The sequence below is a fragment of the Rhodococcus sp. RDE2 genome, assembly GCF_020885655.1.
GTDB lineage: Bacteria > Actinomycetota > Actinomycetes > Mycobacteriales > Mycobacteriaceae > Rhodococcus > Rhodococcus pyridinivorans.
Genome location: NZ_AP025186.1, coordinates 166,292 through 193,253 on the forward strand (window position 1 = coordinate 166,292; position 26,962 = coordinate 193,253).

Consider the following 26,962-nt stretch of genomic DNA (forward strand, 5'->3'; position numbering starts at 1 on the left):
GAAGTCTGCGACCCGGAAGTAGGGACATGAACATCGAAACACCTGAGAAGAATCCAGCTGCAACAACTTCGGTGACTCTCGCATCGAAGAAGAAGTCTCTTCTCGCCAGCTCCGTGGGCAACATCCTCGAGTGGTACGAGTGGAGCGCCTACGCGGTGTTCGCTCCGTTCATCGCCGCGGCGATGTTCAACAGCGACAATCCGGTCTCGGCGCTGCTGTCCACGCTCGCGGTCTTCGCCGTCGGATTCCTGATGCGACCGCTCGGCGGCATCGTGTTCGGCCGTATCGCCGACAAGCGCGGCCGTAAGTTCGTGCTCGTCACGACCATGCTCATGATGGCCGGCGGCAGCCTCGTCATCGGGCTCATGCCCACCTACTCGTCGATCGGCGTGTGGGCGTCGGTGCTCCTGCTGTTCGCCCGCGTGGTGCAGGGCTTCGCGCACGGTGGCGAGTCGGCGACCGCCTACTCGTACGTCAGCGAGATCGCGCCGCCGCATCGTCGCGGCATGTGGGGCAGCGTCGCCTTCGTCGCGATCTTCGGTGGTTCCGTGCTGGCGTACACGATCGGCGGAGCGGTCACCTCGACGCTCTCCGAGAGCGCCGTGGGCGAGTGGGGATGGCGCGTGCCGTTCCTCCTCGGCTTCTTCCTGGCACTGTTCGCTCTCTACCTGCGACGCAGCATGGAGGAGAGCGAGGTCTTCGACCAGCAGGAGACCCGGGTCGACGAACCGCGCATTCCCCGCAAGGTGGTCGTGCGCGCGATCCTGCTGATGATCGGCATGACCTCGGGTGTCACGGCAGCGCACTACACGTGGACCTCGTACGTTTCGACGTACGCGATCACGCAGAAGGGCATGGACGCCGACACCGCCTACTGGATGCTCGTCATCGCCCAGGTCATCGCTCTGGTCTCGCTGCCCTTCTGGGGTCGGCTCTCCGACCGGATCGGCCGGCGCCCGATGCTCGGTGGGTTCGCGGTCCTCATGTTCGCGCTGCAGATCCCGTTGACGTCGATGATCACGTCGGCCGGGTGGACGCTGCTCGTGTCGACCACCCTCGCCCTGCTCATCGTGTCGATCCCGGGTGCGATCCTGTCGTGCACCCTCTCGGAGAGCTTCCCGACCCGCCTGCGTACCCAGGCCATCGGGTTCGCGTACTCCTTCTCGGTGGCGGTCTTCGGCGGCACCGCGCCCTACCTGAACCAGCTGCTGACCAGTTGCGACATCGGCTGGATCTTCGGGGTCTACATCATGGCGCTGTGCGTCGCGACGGGCGTCGCCGCGTTGATCATGAAGGAGACGAAGGGTATCGACCTGCAGAAGGTCTGATCGTTCGGATGATCCCTGCCGCCGCGTACCGCTCAGGTGCGCGGCGGCAGTCCGTTGCGGAAGGGGCAGCCGACGAGCAGGCGCAGTGCGCGACCCAGGGCGGCGGGATCGTCGACCGGTTCGTGGAAGGGGATCCGCACGTCGTGGTCGTCGCCTTCGGACTCGACGCGCAGGCGCAGCCCGTAGCGGTCGAGGCCGAGGGGACGGATCCGTCCGCCGCGATGCGCGGGCGGGATGCGTCGCGCGATCTGCCGCACGATGTCGGCGTGGTCCTGTTCGAGGTGCTGGAGCCACTCGGTCTCGAGTGCGGCGAACGGGTCGGGTGCGGCGTCGAGGACGTCGGTGACGTCGACCGCCTCGGCCCCGGTGGTGTCGGCGGCGACGACGGAGTCGAGCGTCAGGCACAGCAGTTCGGAGCGGTGTCCGACGTCGAGGAGTTCGGGGTGCGGGAGGATCTCCGCGATCTCGGCGGCGAGCCGGCGCGGATGCTCCACGGGACGCAGGGTGCCGCTGAGCCAGATGAGCGACCGCACCGGATTGCGCAGGGCGATCGGGGAGTGGTCGGTGAGCTCGAGCATCGCGGGGATGCCTGCGCTGCCGGCCTGCCAGGCGAGTGCGACGGGGAGGCTGTCCTCGGCGACGACCACCGCGACCTGCCCGTCGTCGAGCAGATGGTGGACCGAGGTGGGGAGCGGGTCGCAGCCGTCGATCGCGAGCTGCGTCGTGTCGGCACGGATGAGGGCGGTGCGTACGCGTTCGGCCGTGGTCGGCGCGGGGATGACGGATGTGGTGGTCTGCATGCCAACCCTCCTTCTCGATGTAGGTGAGGCAAACCTAAGTGATTGTGATCGCGGTCGCAAGTGGTCCGTCGGTAGCCTGGATCGGTGCCGATCCCACTTCCCCTCGGAATGCCGCCGTCCCGCGACGAGCCCCGCGGACTGCTCGACGCGCTGCTCACGCACCGGCACGACAGCCTCACCGACGCCCTCGCCGCGACCGGCCGCATGCTCGCCCCGCCCGTCGTCCCGGCCGCTGCCGTCACCGGATCGCCGACCCGCGAGCTCGTCGTCGAACTCGACGCCTCGGCCGAACTGCCCTCGCCCGCCGGGTGGCGTCCGGTCCGGTACCAGGTCGACTGCGCGGCCGAGGAGCTCGAGGACGTCCTCGCGATCACCGCGCCGGCACCCCTGGTGGTCTATCCGCACGTGCCCGACGCCGCGCTCGCCGACGCCGCTCGCGCGCTCACCGAGGCCGGTCACATCCCCGGCCTGACCGCAGGTCGCGGTGCCGACGCCGTCGCCGACTTCCTCTCCGTCCTCGCGCACGCCGACACCGGATACGCCGCCCGCGCGACCGGCACCGACGACGTCGTCGCGCTGCTCGCCGCCACCGTCGCGGCGCTGAGCGGTTTCGACGTCCGGGACGCCCTCGCGACTCCCGACGTGACCCGCCTCCGGCGGCTCGTGCCTGAGGCCGCTGCGGCGGTGCGGGAGATCCTGCTGGTCGTCGAGGTCGACGACACCGACACCGTCGTCCGGGAACTCGGGGCGCTCGACCTCACCACCGACTGACACGCGTCCGCCGCTCGGATGCGGTTCACGCAGAGTCCGCCTTCCGGTCACGACCGATGCGTAACCTCGTACACGTGCCACGTATCGCCTATTTCGGACCGTCGGGAACGTTCACCGAGATGGCCCTCGACCGCTTCGAGAGCCTCGGTGCGCTCGACGTGCTCGGCGACGGGTCAGCCGACGTCGAGCGCGTCTCGGCCGCCAGCCCGCCCGCTGCCCTGCAACTCCTGCGCGACGGGAAGGTCGACGGTGCCGTCGTCCCCATCGAGAGCTCCGTCGAGGGTTCGGTGCCGCCCACCATGGACGCACTGGCTCTCGGGCCGCGCCTGCAGATCGTGTCGGAGGTCGAACTCGACATCGCGTTCACGGTGGTCACCCGCGAAGGGATCACCCGCGATCGGGTCCGCACAATCGGCGCCTATCCGGTGGCGGCGGCGCAGGTGCGGCGCTGGATCGAGGACCACCTGCCCGACGCCGAGGTCGTGACCGCGGCCTCCAATGCGGGAGCCGCCGAGGACGTCGCGTCCGGCAAGGTCGACGCGGCGGTGTCCACGGCGCTCGCCGGGGAGCGGCTCGGCCTGTCCGTCCTCGCCGACAAGGTCGCCGACTTCGAGGGCGCCCGCACCCGCTTCGTGCTCATCACGCAGCCGCGGCCGGTACCGAAGCGCACCGGTGTCGACCGCACCTCGGTGGTGCTTCAGCTCCCCAACGAGCCCGGCTCGCTGGTGCGTGCCATCACCGAGTTCTCCACGCGCGGAATCGATTTGTCGCGCATCGAGTCCCGGCCGACACGCAGGGAATACGGCACCTACTTCTTCCACTTGGACTGTGTGGGTCACATCGACGACGCGCTGGTCGCCGAGGCGCTGCAGGGACTGCACCGCTTCGCGCAGGTGCGCTTCCTCGGATCGTGGCCCGCTGTGTCCGAACACGGTGTCCCACCCGTGTCGGACGACGAGGATGCGCGGTGGCTCGACCGGCTGCGGCGCGGAGAGGACTGACGGTGAGCGGCAGATTGATCCTGGCCCGGCACGGCCAGACGGTGGCGAACGTCGCCCGGAGGCTCGACACGAAACTCCCCGGGGCGGAGCTCACCGAGCTCGGTGTCGAACAGGCCCGCACGCTCGGGAAGAACCTCGTCGAGCGGACGCCGTCGCTGCTCGTCGCATCGCAGGCACTCCGCGCTCAGCAGACGGCCGAGCACGCGGCACCGGCAGTGTCGCTCGAGGCGGTCGTCCGCGAGGGCGTGCACGAAGTGCAGGTCGGCGAACTCGAGGACCGCAGCGACGAGGAGTCGCACAAGTTGTTCATGAAGGTCTACGAGGAATGGCACAACGGCGACCTGCGGGCCCGGGTCCCGGGCGGTGAGTCGGCGCTCGACGTGCTCGACCGGTATCTGCCCGTCCTCGACTCGCTGCGCAGCGACTATCTCGATACCGGTTCGGGCGACGTTGTGGTCGTCAGTCACGGTGCCGCCATCCGCCTCGTCGCCGCCTATCTCGGGAAGGTGCCGTCCGGCTTCGCCATCACCAACCACCTGGCCAACACCGAGACGGTCGAACTGGTGCCGGTGGCCGGCGGTGGCTGGGAGTGTGTGCGCTGGGGAACCTTCCTCGCGCCCTTCCATGACACGGCGCGCGGTGGTGCCGACGACCCGATGGGGTGATACCGCCCACCTTCCGATCCTTCGAGCGCAAAACATACGGGTATCCTCGGGGCGTCCGTATGAAGTAGCGATCGGTAGGTAGGTGCGGTTTCATGGGTGCTTCGAGCGACGGGGCCGACACCCTCACCAACGGTGAGGCGATCCCGGACTGGCGCATCCTCGAGCCGATGCAGCTCAGTCCCATCCTCACCGCCGCCCTCGACGCGTTCTACGAGACCGGCTTCCACGGCACCTCGGTGCGGGAGATCGCGCGCCGCGTCGGCGTCACCGTCCCGGCGCTCTACTACCACCACGAGAACAAGGAAGGGCTGCTCATCGCCCTTCTCGAGCTCTCGACCAGCGACGTGCTCTCCCGAGCCCACGCCGCCGCCGAGGACGCCGACGGCGACCCGGTGCGCAGGCTGTCGAACGTCATCGAGGCGATCGTGCTGCGCATGACCCTGCGGGCCCGCCTCGCCGCGCTCGAGGGTGAGGCCCGCTACCTGAGCCCCGAGAACCGCCAGCGCTACCGCGCGGTGCGCAAGGGCGTCGAGCAGCTGGTGCGCCAGATCGTCGAGGAGGGCGTCGCCGCGGGCGTGTTCGACGTGGACGATCCCGCCGAGACCACGCGTGCCCTGCTCGGCATGTGCCAGTCGATCCCGCGCTGGTACCACGCGGAGGGCACGCTCAGCCCCGAGGCCGTCGCGCAGAAGTACGTCGGCATCGCCCTCAAGACCGTCGGGGTCTGACGGCCGGATTCGGTGTCGATCGAAGTTCAGCGGCGGTCGAACCAGGTGACCTGCGTGCCGTTGCTGAACTCCTCGCGCGCGGTGACGTCGAATCGCGTGGGGACGAAGTTGCCCGACAGTGCCGGGATGCCGTCGCCCGCGATCACCGGATAGCTCTTGAAGATCAGCCGGTCGATCTCGTCGACCAGCTGCCCTGCGATGTTGCCGCCACCGCAGAGCCAGATGTCGAGCCCCTCTTCCGCCTTCAGCTTTCGGACCAGCTCGACCGGGTCGGTGTCGACGATCCGGACCTGCGGATCGTCGACCGGCGCGAGAGTGCGGGACACGACGTACTGCTGCATGTGGCTGTACGGGCTCGTGAGTCCCAGCGAGAGACCGGGTTCGTAGGCACCGCGCCCCATGATCACCGTGTCCCATTCCTTGTTCGGCGTGTCGACCGGCATGCCGATCTGTTCGCGGAGCGCCGTGGGAACGGCTTCGGGATATCTCGCGCTCATCGCCGCGGTCATGTCGTCGCAGATCGGATAGAAGTCGTACTCCCCGTTCGGGCCGGCGATGTAGCCGTCGAGGGTCACTGCCACGTAGTAGACGAGCTTTCGCATCTTCGACCACCATTCGTAGTACTATGATTGAAGTGGTTTGAACGTAGTACTACACATGGAGTGGTGTCAAGTGGTTCGCACGAATCCGGAACGGCGACAGGCCTTGTTGGATGCCTCGATCGAGGTGCTGGCGCGCGACGGTGCGCGAGGGCTGACCTTCCGCGCGGTGGACAAGGAGGCCGGGGTCCCGACGGGGACGGCGTCGAACTATTTCGCCAACCGCGACGACCTGCTCGTCCAGGTGGGGCACCGCTACTACGAGCGGCTCCTGCCCGCCGACGAGGTCATGGCACAGTCGCAGGCGCCGCAGACCCGCGAATCCATGATCGAACTGATGACGGAGGTCGTCGACCGGCTCATCCGGTTCCGCGCCGGCTACCTCGCGCTCCTCGAACTACGCCTCGAAGCCACCCGGCGACCCGAACTGCAAGCCCTGCTCACCGAGCGGGTGCGCGCCGACCTGGATTTCAACATCGCCAACTACCGGCACTCCGGTCTGCCGGGCGGCGAGGACGCCGTCGTGCTGCTCTATCTCTCATTGAACTGGCTGGTGCTCGACCGGATCACCCTCCCCGGGATCGTCGACGAGGACCGTGTCGCCGAACTGGTGCGGGCGGCCGTCGAACGCGTGATCCCCGACGCCTGAAACGACTTCGGTGGATCCGACCCCGCTCAGCGGGGCCGGATCCACCGACATCGTCGACGGCTCAGCGACGGAAGTTCGCGGTGCGCTTCTCCTGGAAGGCCGTCACACCCTCGGTGAAGTCGGCGCTGCCGAGCAGGACGAGCTGCCCTTCGCGCTCGCGGGCGAAGGCGTGGTCGAGTTCGGTGAGCGTCGCGTCGTTGATCGCGTTCTTCGTCGAGGCGAAGGCGGTCGACGGGCCGTCGGCGAGTCGCTGCACGAGAGTCTCCACGGCACCGTCGAAGTCGTCGTCCGCGTAGACGTCCGCGATGAGACCGGAAGCCAGGGCCTCACCGGCCGGAAGTCGCTCGGCCAGCAGGGCCATCTTCAGCGCCCGTGCACGACCGATCGACGCGGCGACGAGCGCGGACGCACCGCCGTCCGGCATCAGACCGACCCGGGTGAAGGCCAGCAGGAAGTATCCCGACTCCTTCGCGACGGTGAGATCGCATGCGAGAGCGAGCGATACGCCGACGCCCGCGGCCGCGCCGTTGACCGCTCCGACGACCGGCCGGGGGAACGCCCGGATCGCGGCCACCGCGCGGTTGGCGGCGTCGATCGTGTCGGCGGAGGGCGGTGCGCTCAGGTCACGTCCGGAGAGGTCGGCGCCCGAACAGAACGCGCGACCGACGCCGGTGAGCAGCGCGACCCGCACGGAGGCGTCGTCGGCGTACTTCTCGAAGGCGTCGGCGATCGCGTCGAGCGTCTCGGTCTTCACGGCGTTCATCCGCGTGGGACGGTTCAGGGTGACGCGCAGGACGCCGTCGTCGACGGTCGCGTCGACACCGGGCAGGTCGTCGGTCATGGCTGTTCTCCTAGGGTCGGGACGTCAGGTCGAGTGCGACCTTGCCGGTCGCAGAACGGTTCTCGAGCGAACGCAGTGCCGCCGGAGCCTCGTCGAGGGGATGGAGGGTGGGCTCGGGGACGGCGAGCGTCCCGTCGCGCAGCAGCGGTTCGAGCGCGGCCCACTGCCGCGCCGGGTAGCCGGGGTCGGTGCGGAGGTACTCGCCCCACCCGGCGCCGACGACCGAGATGTTCTTGAGCAGAAGGCGATTGACCTTCACGGTGGGGATGCTGCCGCCGGTGAACCCGAGGACGACTGCACGCCCGCCCGGAGCGAGGCTGCGCAGGCTGTCGGTGAAGCGGTCGCCGCCCACGGGATCGAGCACGATGTCCACCCCGCGCCCCCCGGTCAGTTCGAGGACACGGTCCTTGAACCCCTCGGCGAGGACGGTGTGGGTCGCGCGGTTGGCCTTGGCCACCGCGGCCTTCTCCTCGGTGCTCACCACCGCGATCGTCTCGAGTCCGAGCGCTGCCGCGACCTGCAGTGACGCCACTCCGAGACCACCCGCCGCGCCGTGAACGAGGACGGTCTCGCCGGTCCGGTACCGGGCGCGCTCGTCGAGCGCGAAGTGTGCGGTGAAGTAGTTCATGAGCATCCCGGCGCCCGCGGTCAGGGACACGCTGTCGGGCAGCGGGAAGACCAGTTCGCGCGGCAGTGCGACGGTCTGCTGCCACGATCCGTCGATGGACAGCACGGCGACGCGCTGTCCGGCGGTGAGGACGCTGCCCTCGGGTGCGCTGCGGACGATGCCTGCTCCTTCGGCGCCGAGTACGCACGGCAGCGGCCGGACCATCTGGTAGCCGCCGGTCGTCTGCAGCAGGTCGGGAAAGGACACGCCGGCGGCGTGCAGGTCGACGAGGACGAGCGAATCGCTTGCCTCGGGTTCGGGGATGTCGGTCACGCGGACGGCGTCGGGGCCGGCGTGTTCGGTCAATTGCGCTGCGCGCACGGGCGTCTCCTCGACTCGGGTCGTGATCCATCACTATCAGAGTGGCTTAGCGTGCGCTAGCTCTCAGAGGCCATTGACCGAGCGCTAAGTCCGTGGTAGAGCTTTTAGCGATCGATAAGTACGCCGCTGGGAACGTCTCCGGCCTGCACGCTGCACTTTCGAAAGGATCGTCATGACCAACGCTGTCATCGTCGACGTCGTCCGTACCGCTGTCGGTAAGGGCAAGCCGGGTGGCGCCCTGTCCGGCACCCACCCCGTCGAACTCCTCGCCCACGTCCTGCGCTCGCTCGTCGAGCGCAACGGCATCGACCCCGCGCAGGTCGACGACGTGATCGGCGGCTGCGTCGCCCAGGTCGGCGAGCAGTCCCTCAACATCTCGCGCACCGCGCTCCTCGCCGCCGGCTTCCCCGAGTCGGTGCCCGCGACCACCATCGACCGCCAGTGCGGATCGAGCCAGCAGGCCGCGCACTTCGCCGCCCAGGGCGTCATCGCCGGCGCCTACGACATGGTCATCGCGTGCGGTGTCGAGTCGATGAGCCGCATCCCGATGGGCACCGCCACCCTCGGCAAGGACACCCACGGCCCGAGCGTGCGCGCCCGCTACCCCGAGGGCCTGGTCAACCAGGGCATCTCGGCCGAGCTCATCGCCGCGAAGTGGAAGTTCGACCGCGACGCCCTCGACGCCTACTCCGCGCAGTCGCACCAGCGTGCCACCGCCGCCTACGAGGCCGGCTACTTCGACAAGGAGATCGTCCCGATCACCGTCGAGAACGCCGCGGGCGAGCAGGTGCAGCACACCGTCGACGAGACGCTGCGGGCCTCCACCACCGCCGAGGGCCTCGCCGGCCTCAAGCCGTCCTTCTACACCGAGGAGTACGCGGCCCGCTTCCCCGAGGCGCAGTGGGTCATCACCCCCGGTAACTCCTCGCCGCTGACCGACGGTGCGTCGGCCGCGCTCATCATGAGCGAGGAGATGGCCACCAAGCTGGGCCTGACCCCGCGTGCGCGTTTCCACTCGTTCTCCGTCGCCGGCGACGACCCGGTCTTCATGCTCACCGCCCCGATCCCGGCCACGCAGAAGGTCCTCGCCCGCGCGGGCCTGGGCATCGACGATATCGACGCCTACGAGGTCAACGAGGCGTTCGCGCCCGTGCCGCTCGCCTGGGCGCACGAACTCGGTGCCGATCCGGCCAAGCTCAACCCGTGGGGCGGCGCGATCGCGCTCGGCCACGCACTCGGCTCGTCGGGCACCCGCCTGCTGTCGACCCTCGTCAACCACCTCGAGGCCACCGGCGGTCGCTACGGCCTGCAGACGATGTGCGAGGGCGCGGGCATGGCCAACGCGACCGTCATCGAACGCCTCTGACGTCTCGAAGTCTCGAACATCTCCGAACCGCAACCACTCTCGAAAGGGTAATCAATGATCGTCAACGACAGCGTCGCCGTCGTCACCGGTGGTGCCTCCGGCCTCGGTCTCGCCACCGTCAAGGCCCTGCTGAACGACGGCGCGCAGATCGTCATCATCGATCTGCCGTCGTCCAACGGTGAGACCATCGCCAAGGAGCTCGGCGACCGCGTCCGCTTCGTCGCCGCCGACGTCACCGACGAGGCCGCCGTCACCGAGGCCCTCGACGTGGCCGAGTCGCTCGGACCCGTGCGTGTCGCGGTGAACTGCGCCGGCATCGGCAATGCGATCAAGACCGTCAGCAAGAAGGGTGCCTTCCCGCTCGACGCGTTCAAGAAGGTCGTCGACGTCAACCTGTTCGGCACGTTCAACGTCATCCGTCTCGCCGCCGAGCGCATCGCCAAGACCGAGCCGGTCGACGGCGAGCGCGGCGTCATCATCAACACCGCCTCCGTCGCCGCCTTCGACGGCCAGATCGGACAGGCCGCCTACTCGGCGTCCAAGGGTGGTGTCGTCGGCATGACCCTGCCGATCGCCCGCGACCTCGCGTCGCTGCTCATCCGCGTCGTCACCATCGCGCCGGGCCTGTTCAAGACCCCGTTGCTCGGCTCGCTGCCGGAGGAGGCCCAGGCTTCGCTCGGCGCACAGGTGCCGCACCCGGCCCGCCTCGGCGATCCGTCCGAGTACGGTGCCCTCGCCGCGCACATCGTCTCGAACCCGATGCTCAACGGCGAGGTCATCCGCCTCGACGGCGCGATCCGCATGGCTCCGCGCTGACCCGAGCACCGACTGTGAGAGGAGGGGGTCGATGACCCCGGCATACGAGGCCGAGGAATCCGACACGCCCCACGCGGACGTGCAGTCCGCGGACTGGCGTGAGTTCCAGCCTCTGGGGCTCGACCCCATCCTCGAACACGCCCTGGAAGCGTTCAGCGAGAACGGCTTCCACGGCACCACCGTCCGCGACCTGGCCCGCCGGGTCGGCGTGACGGTGCCCGCTCTGTACTACCACTACGAGAACAAGGAAGCCGTTCTCGTCACGCTGCTCGACGCCGCCGTCCTCGACCTCATCGACCGTGTCTCGGCCGCGGTCGCGGACGGCGGCGACGACCCGGTCGCCCGCTTCGTCAACGCCGTCGAGGCGATCGTGCTGAACATGACCCACCGCGCACAGCGTTCGGGCCTGGATTCCGAAGTGCGCCACATCTCCCCGGAGAACCGCCGGACCTACGCCGCGACCCGCAAGCGTCTCGAGCTGATGATGCTCGACCTGGTGCGCGAGGGCGTCGCCCAGAAGGTGTTCGACGTCGACGACGTCGAGGAGGCCGTGCGCGCCCTCCTCGGGATGTTCCAGTCCATCGTCCGCTGGTACCAGCTCGGCGGACCCCTCACTCCCGCTCAGGTCGCGCAGCGGTACATCGTGATCGCACTGCGGGTCGTGGGTCACCACCCGGCCGCCTGAGAGTCTTTCGACCCACCTCCACGCAAGGAGTCCATGCCGTGCTGACCACCGCCTTCACCGAAACCTTCGGCGTCCGCCATCCCATCGTGCAGGGAGGGATGCAGTGGGTCGGCCGTGCCGAACTCGTCGCAGCGGTCGCCAATGCCGGCGCGCTCGGCATGATCACCGCCCTGACGCAGCCGAGCCCCGAGGATCTCGCGAAGGAGATCGAGCGCACCCGCGAGCTCACCGACCAGCCGTTCGGCGTCAACCTGACGATCCTGCCGGCGATCACCCCGCCGCCCTACGAGGAGTACCGCCAGGTCATCATCGACTCCGGTGTGAAGATCGTCGAAACGGCCGGGTCGAATCCCGCGCCGCACCTGCCCGACTTCCACGCTGCCGGAATCAAGGTGCTGCACAAGTGCACCAGCGTCCGGCACGCCGTCAAGGCGCAGGACATCGGTGTCGACGGCATCAGTATCGACGGTTTCGAATGCGCCGGGCATCCCGGTGAGGACGACGTCCCCGGCCTCGTGCTCATCGCCGCCGCGGCCGAGAAGATCACCATCCCGATGATCGCCTCCGGCGGATTCGGTGACGGCCGTGGTCTCGTCGCCGCGCTGGCGCTCGGCGCCGACGGCATCAACATGGGCACCCGCTTCATGTGCACCGAGGAATCGCCGATCCACCGCAACATCAAGGAAGCCATCGTCGCGGCGAACGAGACCGACACCGAACTGATCTTCCGTCCGCTGCGCAACACCGCCCGCGTCGCGAGCAACACCGTCAGCCGCGAGGTCGTCGAGATCCTCGACCGCGGAGGGCAGTTCGAGGACGTGCGCGAACTCGTCGCCGGTGCCCGCGGCCGCCTCGTCTACGAGAACGGTGATCCCGAGGCCGGCATCTGGACCGTCGGTACCGTCCAGGGAATCATCCACGACATCCCCACCGCGGGGGAATTGGTCGAGCGCATCGTCGCCGACGCCGAGAGTCTCATCGCGGAGCGCCTGAGCGGCATGATGTCGCGCGTGAACGCCTAGGAGAAGCCATGAAACGCACCCATTTCGACGACGACCACGAGGCGTACCGGGAGACCGTGCGCGAATTCCTCGCCCGCGAGATCGAACCGAACTACGAGCGGTGGGAGGAGGAGCGCCTCGTCGACCGCTCGGCGTGGATCGCCGCGGGCAAGGCCGGCATCGTCGGCCTCGGGGTGCCCGAACAGTTCGGCGGTTCGGGCGTGACCGACTACCGCTTCCGGCACATCGTGCAGGAGGAGATCGCGCGCACCGGCACGACCTCCTTCGGCGCCGGACTCGCACTGCAGGACGACATCGCGATCCCGTACATCCTCCACCTCGGCACAGAGGAGCAGAAGGCCCGCTGGCTGCCGGCGCTGGCCACCGGTGAACGCATCGGCGCGATCGCCATGACCGAACCCGGTGCCGGATCCGACCTGCAGGGCGTGAAGACCACCGCCGTGCGCGACGGTGACGAGTGGGTGATCAACGGGCAGAAGACGTTCATCACCAACGGAATCCACTCCGATCTCGTCATCGTGGTGTGCCGCACCGACCCGAGCGCGGGGTCGAAGGGTTTCTCGCTCATCGTCGTCGAGCGCGACACCCCCGGGTTCAGCAGGGGCCGCAAGCTCCACAAGGTCGGTCTCGCCGCGCAGGACACCGCCGAACTCGTCTTCGAGGACGCCCGCGTCCCGGCGGAGAACCTGCTCGGTACCGACGGTCGCGGTTTCGTGCACCTGATGGAGAACCTGCCCCTCGAACGCATCGGCATCGCCGTCAGCGCGATCACCTCGGCGCGGGCCGCCTACGAGTGGACCGTGCAGTACGTCTTCGAGCGCAAGGCGTTCGGCAAGCCCATCGGCGACCTGCAGAACACCCGCTTCGCGCTTGCCGAGATGCTCACCGAGATCGAGATCACCGAATCGCACGTCGACCGGTGCGTACTCGCCCTCAACGCGGGGGAGCTCACGCCGGTGGATGCGTCGAAGGCCAAGTGGTGGGCGACCGAACTGCAGAAGCGCGTCGTCGACCGCTGCGTGCAGCTGCACGGCGGGTACGGCTACATGATGGAGTACCCGATCGGGCGCGCCTACGTCGATGCCCGCATCCAGACGATCTACGGTGGCACCACGGAGATCATGAAGGAGATCATCGGCCGCGACATCGCTGTCGGGTACGCGTAATCGTTTCAGGGAAGAGGGATTCGATGTTCGACCTCACAGGCAAGCGCGCTCTCGTCACGGGTGGTTCCGCGGGGATCGGTCTCGGTATGGCCCGGGGCCTCGCCCGTGCCGGCGCCGACGTCACCCTGTGGAGCCGGAGCGAGGACAAGCTCGCGAAGGCCGCGGCGGACATCGGGCGATTCGCCGGCCGCGTGGCCACGCGCTCGGTCGACGTCTCCGACGAACAGGCCGTGGCCGACGGTGTCGCGGCACTCGTCGACGACTTCGGTGGGCTCGACATCGTGGTGGTCAACGCGGGCTTCGGGTCGTCGCTGCAGAAGTTCCACGAGTCGACGACCGAGCGGTACCGCGCGGCCATGGCCACGAACGTCGACGGCGCGTACTTCACGATGCGGGAGACCTCGCGCGTGCTCGTCGAGCAGGGCACCGGAGGGTCGATGATCGTCACGTCGAGCCTCGGTGCGCTGCAGGGGGCCGCACGCAACCAGCCGTACGCGGCGAGCAAGGCCGCGGTGCTCGCGCTCGCGAACGGCTGTGCGGTCGAGTTCGCGCGTCACCGGATCCGGGTCAACAGCGTGCTGCCGGGCTGGATCGCCACCGACATGACCGGTCCGCTGCAGGAGTCCGACGTCTTCAACTCGAACGTCATCGGCCGCGTGCCGCTCGGCCGGTGGGGCACCCCGGAGGATTTCGAAGGCATCGCCGTCTACCTCGCGAGCGATGCATCGTCCTTCCAGACCGGCAGCACGACGCTCATCGACGGTGGCTACAGCATGTTCTGACCGGTCCTAGGATGGTCCGGTGAACCAGCACCCCGCGATTCGTGACCGTGTGATCAGAGTGAGCGCCGTCGTTCTCCGCAACGCCGCCGGTGAGGTGCTCACCGTGCGGAAGCGGAACACGTCGCGGTTCATGCTGCCCGGAGGCAAGCCGGATCCGGGGGAGACCCCGGCCGAGACCGCCGTGCGCGAGTGCGCCGAGGAACTGGGCGCCGAACTGGATCTGTCGTCGTTGCGTCTCGTCGGGGTCTTCGACGCCGAGGCCGCCAACGAGCCCGGTTACCGGCTCGAAGGAACCGTCTACGAACACCCGCTCGTGGAGGTCGCCGGTGCCGCCGCGGAGATCGCGGAGACGCGCTGGCTCGACCCGGCGGCCCTACCGCTGCCCGACGATCTCGCGCCGCTGCTCGAGCACCACGTCCTTCCCGCTCTCGCGTCGGCCTCCCGATAATCCTGTTTCCACAGAGGTATTGCGCAGTTCTCACCCATGGGGAAATGTGGTGAGGGCAGTCACATCGCACATCACGGAAGGTCTCCCATGGCGCTCACCGCTCTGCTCGAACTCGAATTCAAGGCCGACTCCCTCGACGACGCGAAGAAGGTCATGACCCGCGTGCTCGACGAGACGCGACAGTTCGACGGATGCGACGGCATCGAGATCCTCGTGGATCAGAAGAACGAGGCCCGCTGGGTGGTCGTGGAGAAGTGGCGCTCGGCCGAGCACGACGCCGCCTACCGCAAGTTCCGCGCCGGCGAGGGCGCCATCACCGACCTCGGACCCCTCCTTGCGGGAGCGCCGAAGCTCGAGCACTTCACCACCCTCTGAGTCCCCACCGGAGCGCGGGCGGAGTCGGTCGTCACCCGGCGGAACGCGGGCGGTAGGGTGACCCCCGGGGCGGACGTGTGCCGTTTGCCTCGAAGTGACATCGACTGTGGAGGTAACCGGGCATGTTGGAACTCTTCGGCGTCATCGTCGTGTGGCTCACCGTGGCCGTCGTCGCTGTCGGAACCGTCATCATGTTCGTCGTTTCGACGCTCAGCCCGCACTTCGGTCAGCGCAAGGCCAAGGGACCCCGCCTCGACAAGGCGACCGCGGCCCGCAACAAGTAGCACCCGGTACCGATCGCGAAGAGCGCCTCAGCCCCAGCCCAGCTGGTGGAGGCGCTCTTCGTCGATTCCGAAATAGTGCGCGATCTCGTGGACGACGGTGACGAGCACCTCGTGCACGACGTCGTCGTCGTCCTCGCAGATGTCGAGGATCGCGTCGCGGTAGATCGTGATCGTGTCCGGTAGCGATCCCGCGTAGTGACTGTCGCGCTCGGTCAGCGCGACACCCTGGTACAGACCCAGCAGATCCGGTTCGTCCTCGTGGCGCGGCTCGACGAGGACCACGACGTTGTCGATCGCCCGCGCGAGTTCGCGGGGGATCTCGTCGAGCGCTTCCGAGACGAGCTCGTCGAAGTGCTCGTCCTCCATGTGCACCGGCACGTCACGACCCCGGCAGGGGAACGGCGCCCGGCAGCGGCGTCGGCAGCGATCGGCCTTCCGGCACGGGCGGCGGCGGCACCGGCGGCTGGCCGTCGATGAGGATGTCGCCCTTGGCGCTGCCGGTGATCGACGAGAAGCCACCACCCTCGACCTGCTTGCCGATCGAGCAGTTCACCTTGCGGCTGCCGGCGAGCCAGCTGTCGTAGTCGAGGTTGTCCCAGAACAGCGTGAGGGTCTTGTTGCGCAGGGCCTCGGGATCGCCGAGGTACTCGTTGACCAGGCGCGTGCAGGTCTCCTCGAGATAGCCGTCCTGGTCCTCGATGCTCGGCAGGCCGCCGGGGAACTGTCCACCCAGGTCGACGACCGCGACGACCTCGAAGGCGTGCGGCTTGGAACACTCCACCGGGTCGGCGGGCACACCGTTGTTGATGCCGATGCAGACACCGACATCCCACGCCCGCGACTGATCCTGATCGGCGACCCGGCCCTTGATGGGCAGCAGGTTGCCGGTGGTCGACGAGAACTGCAGGCCGCACCGCAGCGTGCGCTCGCCGGCCGCCCAGCCCGCCTCGCCGGGGTTGATCAGGCCGATGCTGAACTTGCCGTGCGGGTCGAACCGGCCGTCGAGGTAGTCCATCGCGGCGGGTGCGCACTGCTCGTCGCGGAGCTCGGTGAAACGCGTGACCGACGGGAACCGCGATCCCGGCCCCCACTCGGTGCCGGGATACAGGCTCAGGTCGATATCGGCGACCACCTCGAACAGGTGCGTCTCGGCGCAGTCGACCTTCGCGAGGTCGCTCGCGTCGAGAGCACTCCAGGTCAGGCAGTCACCGGCGGTGGCGGTACCGAACGCCTCCCCGGCGACCGCGCCGGTCGTGCTGATGCCGGCGCCGCCGCTGTCGTCCCCGCCGTCGGCGCCCTGGAACCCCGCGACGACGAACGTCGCGATCGCCGCCAGGACGGCACCGGCCGCGACGAGCACGAGGGCGCGTCGGGTCAACCGCGCCGAGGGCGGGCGCCGGTCGGGCTTGGGCTTGTTGTCTTCGGCCATCACTTCCATCATGCCTGTTCGAGTGGACGCAGGTAGTTTCGGCTCATGGCCGACGACCCGATCGATCCCGAGATTCTCGAGATCGCCAAGCAGACCTTCGACGCCGCCCGCCAGGGAGACGTCGAGACCCTCACCGCGTACGTCGATGCCGGGGTACCGGTGAACCTCACCAACGAGACCGGTGACACGCTGCTCATGCTGGCGTCCTACCACGGTCATGCCGACGCCGTACAGGCCCTGGTCGAGCGGGGAGCCGACGTGAACCGGCTCAACGACCGCGGCCAGTCACCTCTCGCGGGTGCGGTCTTCAAGGGTGTCGAGGCAGTGGTGCGGGTGCTCGCCGAGGCCGGCGCCGACCCGCATCACGGGCACCCCACCGCGGAGGACACAGCGAAGATGTTCGGGCGCGACGACTACCTGGAACTCTGGCAGCGGTAGGCTTCGATTCCGTGATCGACCTCAAGTTCCTCCGCGAGAATCCCGACGCCGTCCGCGAGTCGCAGCGCATGCGGGGAGAGGACCCGGGCCTCGTCGACGTGCTGCTCGAGGCCGACGCCTCCCGTCGCGCCGCGGTCCTCGCAGGCGACAACGCACGCGCCGAGCAGAAGGCCCTGGGCAAGAAGGTCGGCAAGGCGTCCCCCGAGGAACGCCCCGCGCTGCTCGACGGCGCCAAGGAGCTGGCCGCGAAGGTCAAGGAACTCGAGGCCGAGCAGCACGCCGCGCAGGAGGCCTTCGATCGCGCGCACCTCGCGATCTCGAACGTCGTGCAGGACGGCGTGCCCGCCGGCGGCGAGGACGACTTCGTCACGCTCGAGACCGTCGGCGAGCTGCCCACCTTCGACTTCGAGCCGAAGGACCACCTCGCGCTCGGCGAGTCGCTCGGGCTCATCGACATGGAGCGCGGCGCCAAGGTCTCCGGTGCCCGGTTCTACTTCCTCACCGGTTACGGTGCGCTGCTGCAGCTGGGTCTGCTGCAGCTCGCCGCTCAGAAGGCCACCGCGAACGGGTTCACGATGATGATCCCGCCCGTGCTCGTGCGTCCCGAGGTCATGCAGGGCACCGGCTTCCTCGGCCAGCACGCCGACGAGGTGTACCGGCTCGAGGAGGACGACCTCTACCTCGTGGGCACCTCCGAGGTGCCGCTCGCGGGCTACCACTCGGGCGAGATCCTCGACCTGTCGAAGGGGCCGAAGCGCTACGCGGGCTGGTCGTCGTGCTTCCGTCGCGAGGCGGGCAGCTACGGTAAGGACACCCGCGGCATCATCCGCGTGCACCAGTTCGACAAGGTCGAGATGTTCGTCTACTGCCGGCCCGAGGAGGCCGCGGCGGAGCACGAGCGTCTGCTGGCCTGGGAGCGCGACATGCTCGCCGCCATCGACGTGCCGTACCGCGTCATCGACGTCGCCGCCGGAGATCTCGGGTCGTCGGCGTCCCGCAAGTTCGACTGCGAGGCGTGGGTGCCCACGCAGGAGCGCTACCGCGAGCTCACGTCGACGTCGAACTGCACCACCTTCCAGGCGCGTCGCCTCAACATCCGGTACCGCGACGAGAACGGCAAGCCGCAGACCGCCGCGACCCTCAACGGCACGCTCGCGACCACCCGTTGGCTCGTGGCGCTGCTCGAGAACCATCAGCAGGCCGACGGTTCGGTGAAGGTGCCCGAGGCCCTCGTCCCGTTCGTGGGACGCGAGGTGCTCGAACCCGCCGGCTGATCTTCATCCGCTACAGAATCGGCTTCCCGCTACGGCAATTGCCGTAGCGGGAAGCCATTTTCGTAAGGGATGCAGTTGTCAGCGCAGGATCAGGCAGGTGGTCGAGCCCGTCGCGAGCAGGCGGCCCTCGGAGTCGCGGGCCTCGCCGCGCGCCGTCGCCGTGCGACGTCCGGTGTGCTCGCAGAAACCCTGCACACGGATGACGCCCTTACCGGTCTGCACCGGGCGGACGTAGCGCACCTGCAGGTCGAGGGTCGTGTACCCGACCCCGGCCTCGAGAGTGCTCGACACGCAGAAGCCCATCGCGGTGTCGAAGAGGGTGGCGAGCACGCCGCCGTGGATGCTGCCCACCGCGTTGGCGTGGAACTCCTGCGGCTCGAGGGTGACCTCGGCGAAGCCCTCGCCGGCATCGGTGACGGTGAAGCCGAGCGTGCGGGAGGTGGGGTGGTGCGGGATCGTCCCGTCGATCAGCCCGAGCAGGAAGTCGAGTCCGTGCATGTCGCGGTTGGCCGCCGACGTCGGTGCCGGGTCCTCCCACGTGTAGGTACGCTGCCGCTGCTGTTGCTCGTCCGTGCTCACGATGACCGACCGTATCCCACCTCCGGAGGGGTGACATGTGGAGCCGGGCGTGCCATTCTCGTTGCATGCGCCGTCGATGTTGATCCGATCCGGTGACCTCGCTGTCCGCGCGGGTGGTCGCGTACGCGTCCGTCCGTGAGTTCGTGCCGCTCTACGGCCTGTACGCGCTGCTGTTCGAGGATCACGGTCTCGACACCCGCTCGATCTCGTCGCTGTTCGTCCTGTGGTCCGTGGTTGCCTTCGTCTCCGAGGTGCCGTCGGGTGCGTGGGCCGACACCGTCTCCCGTCGCGGTCTGCTGTTCGGCAGCGGCGCCCTCCTCACCGCCGCGTTCACGACGTGGCTGATCTGGCCCGGTTACTGGGGGTTCGCGCTCGGTTTCGTCCTGTGGGGCATCAGCGAGTCGATGAAATCCGGCACCTTCGAGGCCCTCGTCTACGACGAACTCGCCGCGCGCGGGTGCGAACACCGGTACGCGGCGATCATGGGATACGCCAACGCGGGTGAGATGACGTGTGTCTTCGTCGCGATCCTCACGGCGGCACCGCTGTTCGAACTCGGTGGGTACGCGCTCGTGGGCTGGGTCTCGGTCGCGATCACCGTCGTCGACATCGCGCTCGTGGGAACGCTTCCGGCTGCACCGAAGGTGGAGGAGGCCGACGAGATCGCCGGCAGCGGCGACACCGTCCTCGTCCGCTACATGTCGTCGCTGCGGGCCGGCACGTCCGAGATCCGCACCGACCGGGCGGTGCGACGATCGGTCGTCCTCGCGGCCGCGCTGCTCGCCTGCCTTGCCTTCGACGAGTACTTCGCTCTCCTCGCACGCGAATCGGGAGCGGAGACCGGATTCGTGCCGGTGCTGGTCGCGCTGACGGCCGTCGGGCAGGTGGTCGGTGCCGCGACCGTCGGACGGACGGCGACGATGAGCGGCCGCACCATGGGTGCCGTCGTGATGGTCGGATCGGTACTGATCGCCGGTGGTGCCCTCGCGGGAGGGATCGCCGGGTTCACGGCGATCGGTGTGGGTTACGGCGCTCTGCACAACACGGCGATCGTCGCCGAGGCGCGCCTGCAGGACACGATGTCCGGTCGTGCCCGGGCGACCGTCTCGTCCGTCGTCGGCCTGACGAGCGAGGTGCTGTCGGTGGCGATCTTCGCCGCCTACGCGCTCGGCTCGCTGTGGTTGCCGATGGCGGTGCTGGTCGCGGTGACGGTGCTCCCACTGGTCGGGCTGGGCGTGGTCGCGCCGAGGCTGTTGCCCGCGGCGCGACCCGCCGCGACCGAACGGGAGCGGTGACTACCGGGTGCGGATCACAGCTTGGTGCTGCGCAGTTCGTGACCCTTCGACGTCTTGCAGCGGCCCGATTCGAGATCCCACTGCCAGCCGTGCAGGTTGCAGGTCAGCGTGGTGCCGTCGACGACACCGAACTTCGACAGGTCCGCCTTCAGGTGCGGGCAGCGACGCTGGATCTCGTAGCCGCCCAACTCGATCGACGCCGAGTCGTCGTGTGCCTCGGCGAACCAGCCGTCGGCGTACGCGATGCGCTCGTCGGTCAGGCACTTGAAGAAGGTGTAGAGGAACTCGTTGTATCCGCCGATGCGCCAGGCCGTGAACCGGGTGGACAGGAAGATCGTGTTGACCCAGTCGGGCTCGTCGTCGCGCAGCACCGTGCGCACGAGCTCGGGAGCGATGCGGAAACCGTAGCGGTACTTGCCTTCTCCCTCGATGGGTTCGCGCACGACGCGCTTCGGGAAGTCGAGCACCACGGTCTCGTCGCCCATCACCAGACCCACCGGATAACCGATGCCGTCGCAGATGAGATCGGACTGCGCCATGATCGGCTCGAACTTCGCCTTGAGCGCGGGCAGCAGCGGCTCGCCCTCGGCGGGCGCCCAGGCCGCCTTCTGCGCCGCGATCACCGGAGCGAAACGCTGCGCCATGTCCTCGAGGTAGACGGCCTTGTTCGTGAAGATCGCCTCGACCTGCTCGTCGGGGATCGGGTGCGTGAGCGTCATGTGCTCGCTGCCCTTCAGATCCACCACCGAACCCGGGATCATGAGCAGACCGCCCTCGCGGCCGTGGATGCGCAGCTGCTCGAGGAAGACCTGCTGGTCGGGGAAGATGTTGCCCTCGTCGCCGTGGTCGTCGTTGAGGTCGCGCAGGTCGTCGTCGAGGAAGACCGGCGGACCGGCGGACGGCACGATCCACGTCGCGTCGACCTGGTCGATGTAGCTGCGGCAACGGTCCATGCCGCGCTGGCGCTTCTGCTTGCCGAAGTTGGCCTTGGTCTTCTTCGGGATGTCGTAGACCATCGGGTACCAGATGGCGCCCGAGTACTGCAGCAGGTGGATGTCGATCTTCCCGAACGCCTCGTGCATGACGTCCATGTCGATCGGCCGCGCGTCGTTCATGTTGAACACGGTCGACTCGCCGTCGGAGACGATCAGGCCCGAGTCGCCGATCGGTCCGTCGGCCGGCGCGCGCAGCGCGATGATCATGATGTCGAGATCGCCCTCGGGCCCACTCACCGTGTGCTTGACGGAGTCGGTGGTCTCGAAGAATTTCGAGAAGCCGAGCTTCTCGAGCTCGCGACGCAGGTCCGGCACCGGATAGTCGGGCAGCAGGACGGTCGCGTCCTTGTTGACGTGCTTGCTCAGCGTGTCGGGATCGAAGTGATCCTTGTGCAGATGCGAGACGTACAGGTAGTCGACGTTGCCGAGAGCGTCCCAGTCGAGACCGGTGTTGTCCGGGAAGGGCACCCACGAGGCGAAGTACGCGGGCGTGACCCACGGATCGCACAGGATGGACCCCGCTTCGGTCTGGATGTGGAAACCGGCGTGTCCGACGCTGGTGATCTGCACTTCGTACCCTCCTGACGTGCTGACCGACGCCTACCAGGGTAGGCGCCGCCCGTCAGTCCATTGCGCCCAGGCAGTACCCGTTGCTCCCCGTCGTGAGCAGGACCACCAGGTCACGGGGTGTGTCGGCCTCCACGATCGGAATCGTCACACTCGTGTACGCCTCCGAGATCGGCGTGACGGAGGCGGCCGCGGCGTCGAAGGATTCGAGGTCGCCGAGGACGTCGGGATCGGTGGCCAGCGGCGGCACGCCCGGGTTCCCGGTACCCCACGGATCCCATGTGCCCCGCGCCTCACACACCAGCGGGTACCGCTCCTCGGTGTCGTCCGGGTGCACCGGCTCACCGATCGCCCGTCCCAGGAATCGTTCGACGGCGTAGCGGGCGTCCTCGTCGGTGTAGCCCGGCGCACCGGTCGGGTTCACGTACGGGCACGCGTAGCCGGACGCGATCTCGCTGCGCAGGACGGACACGTCGATGCCGCCGGCCGACCACGTCACCGCGTACTGGCCGTCCCTGCCCGGCTGTTGCACCGCGGCGGTGATCGCGTCGACGTCGGCGTACATCTGCCGGGCCCGCTCCGGGGCGATCGTCCAGCACCTGCCCACCACATCGACGCCGCCGGCGAGGTCGTTCGTCCACGCCTGCAGCGCCGCGGTGGCGGCGGGATTGCCGGGGACGTCCCCGACGACCACCGTGGGCGTCGCGGCGGGGGTGGTGGTCTCCTCGACGGTGTCCACCGCGCTCGGCTCCGGACTCTCGGACGGGATGCCGGACTGCCCGTCGCCCTCGCAACCGGTGACGGTGGGGACGACGGCGACGGCGAGGCCGGCGAGTGCGAGTACGTCGGGCTTTCGGGGGAGGGTGCGCACAGCTTTGCCTTTCGACGATGATCACGGTCGTTCCTCCACCGGGGCCCCGCTAGGCTGACCGGCGTGGAACCCTTCTATCGGACCATCATCGGTGTCGCCCGCACGCTCTTCGCAGCGCAAGGGCTGAAATTCTCGATCACCGGGGCGGAGAACATCCCGGCGACGGGTGGCGCGGTCATCGCGATCAACCACACCGGCTACATGGACTTCACCTACGCCGGGATCCCCGCCCGGGCCACCAAGCGGTACATCCGCTTCATGGCGAAGAAGGAAGTCTTCGACCACAAGGTCTCCGGCCCCATGATGCGCGCGATGAAGCACATCCCCGTCGACCGCGGCGACGCCGGCGAGTCCTACCGACTCGCCGTGGAGGCGCTGCGTGCCGGGCAGCTCGTGGGCGTGTTCCCCGAGGAGACGATCAGCCGCAGCTTCGAGCTCAAGGCGTTCCGGTCCGGTGCGGCGCGGATGGCGAACGAAGCCGGTGTCCCGGTGGTCCCCATGGTCATCTGGGGGTCGCAGCGGGTGTGGACGAAGGGCCACCCGAAGCGGCTCGGACGTACGAACACCCCGATCACCATCGAGGTGGGCGCCCCCATCCAGCCGTTCGAGCCGGCAGCGGAGATGACCGCGCAGCTCCACGCGACCATGGAGGAGATGCTCCACCGGGTCCAGGACGGTTACACCCACGAGTCCGGTGCCTACTGGGTGCCCCGCCGGCTGGGCGGATCCGCGCCGACCCTCGAGGAGGCGACCGCCCTGGACGAGGCCGTGGCCGCCGAGCGCCGCGCGCGGAAGGCCCGCGAACGTGCCGCCCGTGAAGGTGCTGCCGGTAGCGGCAACGACGACGCAGGCGGCGACCGCGGTACTTCGGCACAATGACGGAGTGAACGCAGAGTCGAGTCGAGAGCCGTATCGGGACCACAGCACGGACGCGGTGCGTCCTGCGTCCACGGACGCGTCGCGTCCCGGATTGGTGGCCACGGACGTGGACGGCACCCTGATCGACGACACCGAGAAGGTGTCCGATCGGACCCGCGCCGCGGTGCATGCGGTCGTCGACTCCGGTGTTCCGTTCGTCCTGGCCACCGGCCGCCCGCCGCGCTGGATCGCGCCGGTGGTCGAGGAGCTGGGTTACGCGCCGATGGCGGTGTGCGCGAACGGTGCCGTGCTCTACGACAGTTCCACCGACCGGGTGCTCAGCGCCGCGGTGCTCGAGGTCGACGAACTGGCGTGGCTCGCCGAGGTGGCCTCGTCGGTACTTCCCGGTTGCGGTCTGGCCGCGGAGCGGGTGGGGGAGCGGGCCCACGACGCCGCGACGCCGCAGTTCGTCAGCGCTCCCGGTTACGAGCACGCCTGGCTGAATCCGGACAACACCGAACTCGCCGAGCACGAGGTGATCGGTGAGCCCGCCATCAAGCTGCTCGTCCGGCTCCCCGGCGCGACCAGCCGGGAGATGGCGGAGGCTCTCGTGCCGAAACTGCATGGGCTGGTCGACGTGACCTATTCGACGACCCACGGACTCATCGAGATCTCCGCGGCGGGGGTCACGAAGGCGTCCGGTCTCCAGGAGATGGCCCGGCTGCTCGGCGTCTCACACGAGAATCTCGCGGCCTTCGGCGACATGCCCAACGACATCCCGATGCTGACGATGGCGCGTCACGGTGTGGCGATGGAGAACGCGCATCCGGACGCGAAGTCGGTCGCAGACGAAGTCACCGCCACCAACGTCGAGGACGGGGTGGCCCGCGTTCTCGAACGGTGGTGGCGGTGACTCGTTCCTACCGGTGCGCTGCGGGTCAGCCCGCGGGCGCCGGTTCGGGTGCCGGTTCCGGCGCAGGTGCCGGTTCGGGTCCGGGTTCGGGCGCAGGAGCACCCTCGGGTGCGGGTCCTGCGACGTCGGCCGGCTGATCCTGCATCGCCTGGTCGTAGGCGTCGTCGTAGGCGCGCAGCACCTTGGTGACGACACCCGTGACCTCGTTGAAGATCAGCGAGCCGAACTCGAAGTCCGAACGCCAACCGTCCGGCACCCGGTACTCGTCGCTGGTGGGCAACCCCAGCTCACCAGCGTCGAGTCCGTTCTTCTCCCACGCCTTGTAGATCTCGCCGAGTACCGTCCACGTGCCGCCGTTCGGTGACGTGTAGATGGCACCGTTGACGAAGTTCACTCGTTCGAAACCGCTCTTGACCGCGGGAAGGATCGAGGTCACCGCCTGCCCGAGCCGTCCGAGTTCGCCGCCTTCGGCGAGCCACTTCTGGACCAGCGGGTGGCCGCTGAGGCGGATCAGTTCGTCGACGACACCTTCGGCAGTGTCGGCCGAGCCCGAGGCGAGCGCTCCGACGTTGACGTCCGGCACGTTCGGCTTCGGATTCGACGGTGACGGGTTCGAAGGCTGGGGGTTCGAGGGCTGCGGGTTGGACGGCTGCGGGGCAGTGCCACCGCCACCGCCCTTCGCCGCAGCGGCGGCGATGTCGCGGATCTTGCCCATCTGCGAGTAGCCGGCATCACCCGGGCAGCTGGTGTTGCCCACGTCGCGGTGCGCGAAGATGATCGGCAGATCCACCGCCGCACCGCGCGGGTACGGGGTGAACGACGTGCCCTCGGAGTACATCGTGGTGCGGCCCTTGGGATTCAGTCCCGCGCGGGCCAGACGCCAGCCGAGGAACTTGCCGACCGACTCCACCGCGGCCTGCGGCGGGGCCTGGGTCGAGAAGTCGCCCATCATCGCGATGCCGTGCGTGTTCTCGTTGAACCCACCCGCGTGGGCGCCCTGGACGTTGCGCTCGAGACCACCGGCGCGACCCTCGAAGATCTGGCCGTACTTGTCGACGAGCGTGTTGTATCCGATGTCGCACCAGCCGAGCGTGCGTGCGTGGTACGCGTAGATCGCGCGCACGATCTCGGCCGATTCGGCCTTGGAGTAGTTGTTGCTGCCCGCGGTGTGGTGCACGGTCGCGCCACCGAGGGAGTCGTCGTAGGTCGGGTTCTGGCAGCGCATCGACTCGTCGGCACCCCACTGCTGGCGGGTGATCACCTTCAGGCCGGAGTTGCCGAGCGGGCTCGCGATGTCCTCGAGTCGCGCGTCGGCCTCGCTGCTGCCGGGCGAGATGAGCACGGCGCTGACCGCCTCGGCAGCTGCCTGCAGCGGATTCTCGCGCAGCGGCTTGGACGACGATGCGGGCACGTATCCGAGGTCGGGCGCATCGGCTGCGGGTGCAGCGACCGGCGCGGGTGCCTCGTCGACGGGGACCGGGGCCTCCGCCGGGGCCTCGGGAGCAGGGGCTGCAGGAGCGGGTGCCTCCGGGGCGGGTGCCTCGGGAGCGGGAGCAGGGGCTTCGGGTGCCGGCGGGGCCTCCGCGCCGGCGAGGTTCGGTTCGGGGCCGGGACGCGGCGTCAGCAACACCTGCACCGCACGCGTGGCGCCGACGTAGATCGGTTCCGTGCCGGAGCGTCCCTCGTTCGTGGCGTCGTCGGCGCGGGTCTCGATCGGCTGGGTCGCGGTCCACGGACCCCAGCTGCCGTCGTCGTGCTGCGCGCGGATGAGCGCGTCGGTGGCGGCGACGTCCTCGGCGGCGAGGGCGACGAGGCTGAACGGGGTGTCGCGGGTGAGTTCCTTGACGGTCGCACCGACGCGCTGGACGAGTCCGCCGTTCGGGTCGGGAGCAGTCGTGATCTGCGGGAGCCCGTCGACGATCTCCTTCAGGCTGAGGTCCGGCAGGTTGAGGCCGGTCAGTTCCTCGAGCGGGATGATCAGGTCGGGCACCGAGGCGAGCACGACTTCCGCGATATCGGGTGCCACTGCCTCGACGGTGTCGTTGGCATTCCGGATCTCGGGAGCGGTGCTGGTCAGCCCGGTGACGGCGAAGGGCGTCGCGACGGCCAGGGCGGCGACGGCACCCAGGACGATCGACGGCTTGGGGCGGCGATGCGGCACTGTTTGCTACTCCCTGTCGTTGGTGCTCCAGCGGACGGTTCCGACTTCGGATCGTCCCTTATGTGTCGCTTCCGTAGTCCGGTTCGGACACGAAAGTTCTGTAACTCGTGATTCTTGTGTTGCTTCTGTGACATTTGTTGCCTAGCTCCGTCACTCTTGTCACACTAGACGCAGCAAACCTTAAGCCTCAACCTGAGCTTGAGGATCGGTCGAAATTGTCCGATATCGCGGATCACGAGTTCGCGCCTACAGCGACAACGAGGGAGCA

At 68.6% G+C, this 26,962-nt stretch carries 30 protein-coding genes; 20 read left to right on the plus strand and 10 right to left on the minus strand.

What is annotated here, in order from left to right; translation table 11 throughout:
- The first annotated feature begins 26 nt into the window (after positions 1–26).
- Positions 27–1,328: an MFS transporter gene (locus tag LPH33_RS00780; RefSeq protein ID WP_229566760.1), complete on the plus strand. Its 1,302-nt coding sequence runs from the start codon at positions 27–29 to the stop codon at positions 1,326–1,328.
- A gap of 32 nt (positions 1,329–1,360) precedes the next feature.
- On the opposite strand, the gene LPH33_RS00785 is transcribed toward LPH33_RS00780, so the two are convergent.
- The gene (locus tag LPH33_RS00785) at positions 1,361–2,128 is read right to left on the minus strand and encodes a DUF2470 domain-containing protein (RefSeq protein WP_016691823.1); all 768 of its coding nucleotides are present in this window, start codon (positions 2,126–2,128) and stop codon (positions 1,361–1,363) included.
- A 108-nt stretch (positions 2,129–2,236) separates the two neighbouring features.
- On the opposite strand from LPH33_RS00785, the gene LPH33_RS00790 reads away from it, so the two are divergent.
- The 4 genes from LPH33_RS00790 (at position 2,237) to LPH33_RS00805 (ending at position 5,293) form a co-directional block, all read left to right on the plus strand.
- The gene (locus LPH33_RS00790; protein WP_160876664.1) at positions 2,237–2,899 is read left to right on the plus strand and encodes a hypothetical protein; all 663 of its coding nucleotides are present in this window, start codon (positions 2,237–2,239) and stop codon (positions 2,897–2,899) included.
- Positions 2,900–2,973: 74 nt separating this feature from the next.
- Positions 2,974–3,900, plus strand: coding sequence for a prephenate dehydratase (pheA, locus tag LPH33_RS00795; protein ID WP_016691825.1), 927 nt, complete (start codon positions 2,974–2,976; stop codon positions 3,898–3,900).
- Positions 3,901–3,902: 2 nt separating this feature from the next.
- Positions 3,903–4,565, plus strand: coding sequence for a histidine phosphatase family protein (locus LPH33_RS00800; protein WP_229566762.1), 663 nt, complete (start codon positions 3,903–3,905; stop codon positions 4,563–4,565).
- Positions 4,566–4,657: 92 nt separating this feature from the next.
- Positions 4,658–5,293, plus strand: a complete 636-nt coding sequence (locus tag LPH33_RS00805) for a TetR/AcrR family transcriptional regulator (RefSeq protein ID WP_006553412.1) — start codon at positions 4,658–4,660, stop codon at positions 5,291–5,293.
- Positions 5,294–5,319: 26 nt separating this feature from the next.
- On the opposite strand, the gene LPH33_RS00810 is transcribed toward LPH33_RS00805, so the two are convergent.
- Entirely contained in the window at positions 5,320–5,895 is a 576-nt protein-coding gene (locus LPH33_RS00810) for a dihydrofolate reductase family protein (RefSeq protein WP_016691827.1), read from the minus strand.
- A 70-nt stretch (positions 5,896–5,965) separates the two neighbouring features.
- Between LPH33_RS00810 and LPH33_RS00815 the strand changes: the two genes are divergently transcribed.
- Positions 5,966–6,541, plus strand: a complete 576-nt coding sequence (locus LPH33_RS00815; RefSeq protein ID WP_160876628.1) for a TetR/AcrR family transcriptional regulator — start codon at positions 5,966–5,968, stop codon at positions 6,539–6,541.
- Between the two features lie 61 nt (positions 6,542–6,602).
- Here the strand turns inward: LPH33_RS00815 and LPH33_RS00820 are convergent, their stop codons facing one another.
- Both LPH33_RS00820 and LPH33_RS00825 read right to left on the minus strand, forming a co-directional pair.
- Entirely contained in the window at positions 6,603–7,382 is a 780-nt protein-coding gene (locus LPH33_RS00820) for an enoyl-CoA hydratase (protein WP_229566763.1), read from the minus strand.
- A 10-nt stretch (positions 7,383–7,392) separates the two neighbouring features.
- A complete protein-coding gene (locus tag LPH33_RS00825) occupies positions 7,393–8,370 on the minus strand; it encodes an NADPH:quinone oxidoreductase family protein (protein WP_229566765.1) in 978 nt (325 codons plus the stop codon).
- Positions 8,371–8,542: 172 nt separating this feature from the next.
- On the opposite strand from LPH33_RS00825, the gene LPH33_RS00830 reads away from it, so the two are divergent.
- From LPH33_RS00830 to LPH33_RS00870, 9 genes are all read left to right on the plus strand, one after another.
- Entirely contained in the window at positions 8,543–9,736 is a 1,194-nt protein-coding gene (locus LPH33_RS00830; protein WP_229566767.1) for a thiolase family protein, read from the plus strand.
- A 54-nt stretch (positions 9,737–9,790) separates the two neighbouring features.
- Complete coding sequence (locus LPH33_RS00835; protein WP_120281047.1) at positions 9,791–10,552, plus strand: 3-hydroxyacyl-CoA dehydrogenase; 762 nt, start codon at positions 9,791–9,793, stop codon at positions 10,550–10,552.
- Between the two features lie 31 nt (positions 10,553–10,583).
- A complete protein-coding gene (locus LPH33_RS00840; RefSeq protein ID WP_229566769.1) occupies positions 10,584–11,237 on the plus strand; it encodes a TetR/AcrR family transcriptional regulator in 654 nt (217 codons plus the stop codon).
- 38 nt (positions 11,238–11,275) lie between these two features.
- Entirely contained in the window at positions 11,276–12,259 is a 984-nt protein-coding gene (locus LPH33_RS00845; protein WP_277370716.1) for an NAD(P)H-dependent flavin oxidoreductase, read from the plus strand.
- An 8-nt stretch (positions 12,260–12,267) separates the two neighbouring features.
- Positions 12,268–13,425: an acyl-CoA dehydrogenase family protein gene (locus LPH33_RS00850; protein ID WP_229566770.1), complete on the plus strand. Its 1,158-nt coding sequence runs from the start codon at positions 12,268–12,270 to the stop codon at positions 13,423–13,425.
- Positions 13,426–13,448: 23 nt separating this feature from the next.
- Positions 13,449–14,207, plus strand: a complete 759-nt coding sequence (locus LPH33_RS00855; RefSeq protein ID WP_160876640.1) for an SDR family NAD(P)-dependent oxidoreductase — start codon at positions 13,449–13,451, stop codon at positions 14,205–14,207.
- Between the two features lie 49 nt (positions 14,208–14,256).
- Positions 14,257–14,655, plus strand: coding sequence for an NUDIX hydrolase (locus tag LPH33_RS00860; protein ID WP_170318549.1), 399 nt, complete (start codon positions 14,257–14,259; stop codon positions 14,653–14,655).
- A gap of 87 nt (positions 14,656–14,742) precedes the next feature.
- Positions 14,743–15,030, plus strand: a complete 288-nt coding sequence (locus tag LPH33_RS00865) for a putative quinol monooxygenase (RefSeq protein WP_059382096.1) — start codon at positions 14,743–14,745, stop codon at positions 15,028–15,030.
- A gap of 122 nt (positions 15,031–15,152) precedes the next feature.
- Positions 15,153–15,314, plus strand: coding sequence for a hypothetical protein (locus LPH33_RS00870; protein WP_016933301.1), 162 nt, complete (start codon positions 15,153–15,155; stop codon positions 15,312–15,314).
- Between the two features lie 27 nt (positions 15,315–15,341).
- On the opposite strand, the gene LPH33_RS00875 is transcribed toward LPH33_RS00870, so the two are convergent.
- Together LPH33_RS00875 and LPH33_RS00880 are read right to left on the minus strand one after the other, a co-directional pair.
- Complete coding sequence (locus tag LPH33_RS00875; RefSeq protein WP_229568523.1) at positions 15,342–15,680, minus strand: metallopeptidase family protein; 339 nt, start codon at positions 15,678–15,680, stop codon at positions 15,342–15,344.
- Positions 15,681–15,693: 13 nt separating this feature from the next.
- Positions 15,694–16,752, minus strand: coding sequence for a septum formation family protein (locus tag LPH33_RS00880; protein WP_016691841.1), 1,059 nt, complete (start codon positions 16,750–16,752; stop codon positions 15,694–15,696).
- A gap of 36 nt (positions 16,753–16,788) precedes the next feature.
- Between LPH33_RS00880 and LPH33_RS00885 the strand changes: the two genes are divergently transcribed.
- Together LPH33_RS00885 and serS are read left to right on the plus strand one after the other, a co-directional pair.
- Positions 16,789–17,181 (plus strand): ankyrin repeat domain-containing protein, encoded by a 393-nt coding sequence (locus LPH33_RS00885; RefSeq protein ID WP_229566772.1) that lies wholly within the window; start codon positions 16,789–16,791, stop codon positions 17,179–17,181.
- A gap of 11 nt (positions 17,182–17,192) precedes the next feature.
- Positions 17,193–18,455: a serine--tRNA ligase gene (gene serS, locus LPH33_RS00890; RefSeq protein WP_059382100.1), complete on the plus strand. Its 1,263-nt coding sequence runs from the start codon at positions 17,193–17,195 to the stop codon at positions 18,453–18,455.
- 78 nt (positions 18,456–18,533) lie between these two features.
- Here serS and LPH33_RS00895 read toward each other — a convergent pair whose 3' ends face one another.
- Positions 18,534–19,034 (minus strand): PaaI family thioesterase, encoded by a 501-nt coding sequence (locus LPH33_RS00895; RefSeq protein WP_088896834.1) that lies wholly within the window; start codon positions 19,032–19,034, stop codon positions 18,534–18,536.
- A 92-nt stretch (positions 19,035–19,126) separates the two neighbouring features.
- On the opposite strand from LPH33_RS00895, the gene LPH33_RS00900 reads away from it, so the two are divergent.
- Positions 19,127–20,329, plus strand: a complete 1,203-nt coding sequence (locus LPH33_RS00900; RefSeq protein ID WP_229566774.1) for an MFS transporter — start codon at positions 19,127–19,129, stop codon at positions 20,327–20,329.
- Between the two features lie 14 nt (positions 20,330–20,343).
- Here LPH33_RS00900 and LPH33_RS00905 read toward each other — a convergent pair whose 3' ends face one another.
- Entirely contained in the window at positions 20,344–21,894 is a 1,551-nt protein-coding gene (locus LPH33_RS00905) for a Rieske 2Fe-2S domain-containing protein (RefSeq protein WP_229566775.1), read from the minus strand.
- A gap of 52 nt (positions 21,895–21,946) precedes the next feature.
- Positions 21,947–22,762 carry a hypothetical protein gene (locus tag LPH33_RS00910; protein WP_229566776.1) on the minus strand — a complete coding sequence of 272 codons (816 nt, stop codon included), beginning with the start codon at positions 22,760–22,762 and terminating at the stop codon, positions 21,947–21,949.
- Between the two features lie 63 nt (positions 22,763–22,825).
- On the opposite strand from LPH33_RS00910, the gene LPH33_RS00915 reads away from it, so the two are divergent.
- The gene (locus tag LPH33_RS00915; RefSeq protein ID WP_229566778.1) at positions 22,826–23,641 is read left to right on the plus strand and encodes a lysophospholipid acyltransferase family protein; all 816 of its coding nucleotides are present in this window, start codon (positions 22,826–22,828) and stop codon (positions 23,639–23,641) included.
- A gap of 55 nt (positions 23,642–23,696) precedes the next feature.
- A complete protein-coding gene (locus LPH33_RS00920; protein ID WP_088896829.1) occupies positions 23,697–24,533 on the plus strand; it encodes a Cof-type HAD-IIB family hydrolase in 837 nt (278 codons plus the stop codon).
- Between the two features lie 25 nt (positions 24,534–24,558).
- On the opposite strand, the gene LPH33_RS00925 is transcribed toward LPH33_RS00920, so the two are convergent.
- Positions 24,559–26,694: an N-acetylmuramoyl-L-alanine amidase gene (locus tag LPH33_RS00925; protein ID WP_229566780.1), complete on the minus strand. Its 2,136-nt coding sequence runs from the start codon at positions 26,692–26,694 to the stop codon at positions 24,559–24,561.
- Between the last annotated feature and the right edge of the window lie 268 nt (positions 26,695–26,962).